The organism is Campylobacter concisus (assembly GCF_002913745.1).
Lineage (GTDB): Bacteria > Campylobacterota > Campylobacteria > Campylobacterales > Campylobacteraceae > Campylobacter_A > Campylobacter_A concisus_R.
The window spans coordinates 1-2,176 of the sequence record NZ_PPCG01000004.1; the positions used below are offsets into that span (position 1 = coordinate 1).

Sequence of the window (2,176 nt, forward strand, 5' to 3'; positions counted from 1 at the left end):
CTTTTTTTACACTAAAATTTGAAATAAATTTATCTAAAAATATCCATATATCGTGATTTTAAGCTTTTTATAAAAGAGAAATTTGATCTAATATCTAAACGCTAAGATAAAAAAATTTTCTATTTTAATACTTGTAAAATAGAAAATTTTAATAATAAAATTTATTAATCTTAAAAAATTATAAATAGCAACTATTAAAAACGAGTGACTTTGTTTTAAATTTTAAACGCCAGTTAAACTTTAAAACCATAAAAGGCTTAAATTTAAGCCTTTTTCTCGCTCATCTTTATGTAGATATGCAAGATATCGATCGCTGCTGGCGTGATACCTGAAATTTCACTCGCTGCAAAGAGTGTTGGCGGAGCGAATTTCTCAAGCTTTTCGACCACTTCGTTGCTAAGTCCGCTTATGCTTCTAAAGTCGAAATTTTCAGGTATTTTCACATCCATCATATCTTTCATTTTTTCTATCTGATTTTTTTGCTCACTGATGTAGTGCTGATACTTGCACTCGGTTAAAATTTGATCCATGCTCGCATCGTCTAAATTTACAAATCTCTCATTAAGCTTTCTTAGTTTCTCAGCCGTGAAGCTCTTTCTAGCGACTATCTTTTGAAGGCTCACATTTTGGCTGATCGGCTCTTCATCAAGGCTTGCTAAAAGCTCCAAATTTGCCTTGCTTGGCGTGATCTGAGTCTGGTTTAAAAACTCCAGCCCCTCTTTTAAATTTCTTCTTATATTTTCGATCTCGTTAAAAGTTTCATCATCAAGCAGCCCAAGCTCATGGCCATATCCGCCAAGCCTTAAAATGGCATTTTCCTCACGCAAAAGCAAGCGGTACTCCGCCCTACTCGTAAACATCCTATATGGCTCTTTTGTCCCTTTTGTGACAAGATCATCGATCAAAACACCGATATAAGCCTCATCACGGCGCAAGATAAGTGGCTCTTTGTTATCAAGTGAAAGCGCTGCATTTATGCCAGCCATTAGCCCCTGAGCGCCTGCCTCCTCGTATCCAGTCGTGCCATTTATCTGCCCAGCCAAGTATAGCCCTTTTACCTTTTTGGTCTCTAAGCTATGTTTTAGCTGTGTTGGCTCGACGTAGTCGTACTCGATGGCGTATCCGTGCCTTACTATTTTGGCATTTTCAAAGCCCTTTACAGAGCGGAGCATCTGCACTTGCACCTCATAAGGCAGGCTCGTTGAAAAGCCGTTTATGTAGCACTCTGTCGCTTCAAGGGTCTGAGGCTCGATGAAAAGGTGGTGTCTATCGCGGTCGCCAAAGCGGTTTATCTTATCCTCGATACTAGGGCAATATCTTGGTCCGATACCCTCGATCTGACCTGTAAAAAGTGGCGCTTTGTCGAAATTTGAGCGGATTATCTCATGGGTGATTTCGTTTGTATAGGCAATGTAGCATGGTAGCTGCGTTGGGGAGAAATTTTTAGTTCTAAAGCTAAATGCAACTGGCTTTGCGTCACCATCTTGCTTCTCTAAAATTTCAAAATTTATCGTTTTTGCGTCGATCCTTGGGCATGTTCCAGTCTTTAGCCTGCCTAAATTTAGCCCAAGCTCTCTTAGGCTAGAGCTTAGATCCTTTGCGCTTAGCTCGCCCACGCGGCCAGCTTCAAGTTTATTAAATCCAACGTGGATTAGCCCGTTTAAAAATGTGCCAGTTGTAATTATCACTTTTTTTGCGTTATAGATGTTATTTAGGTGTGTTCTAACACCTGTTACCTCGCCATTTTCGCTTAAAATTTCAGTGGCGATCTCTTGAGAAATTTCTAAATTTGGAGTGTTTAAAAGCAAATTTCTCATATAAACGCGGTATCTATCCATGTCGATCTGAGCACGGCTACCACGTACTGCTGGGCCTTTGCTCTCATTTAGCACGCGAAACTGGATACCAACAGCGTCAGTTGTAAGTCCCATTTGACCGCCAAGCGCGTCGATCTCTTTTACAAGGTGTCCTTTTGCAAGGCCTCCGATGGCTGGGTTGCAGCTTGCAGCGCCTATTTGCTCGGCCAAGATAGTGATCAGTAAAGTTTGTTTGCCCATTCTAGCAGCCGCAAGACTTGCCTCAATGCCAGCATGTCCGCCGCCAACGACGATGATTTCATAGTCCATGATAAATTTTTCCTTATTTTTGATAGGCGGATTTTATCAAAAAGCATATA

1 protein-coding gene is annotated in these 2,176 nt (G+C 40.6%); it reads right to left on the reverse strand.

From position 1 onward, the window contains the following. Positions 1–263 precede the first annotated feature (263 nt). Positions 264–2,126, reverse strand: a complete 1,863-nt coding sequence (mnmG, locus tag CYO90_RS00475) for a tRNA uridine-5-carboxymethylaminomethyl(34) synthesis enzyme MnmG (RefSeq protein WP_103578056.1) — start codon at positions 2,124–2,126, stop codon at positions 264–266. Positions 2,127–2,176 lie beyond the last annotated feature (50 nt).

What these genes read in the sequence shown, in the direction of transcription:
- mnmG (WP_103578056.1), bottom strand. Translation starts at nt 2,126, where the DNA reads ATGGACTATGAAATCATCGTCGTTGGCGGCGGACATGCTGGCATTGAG.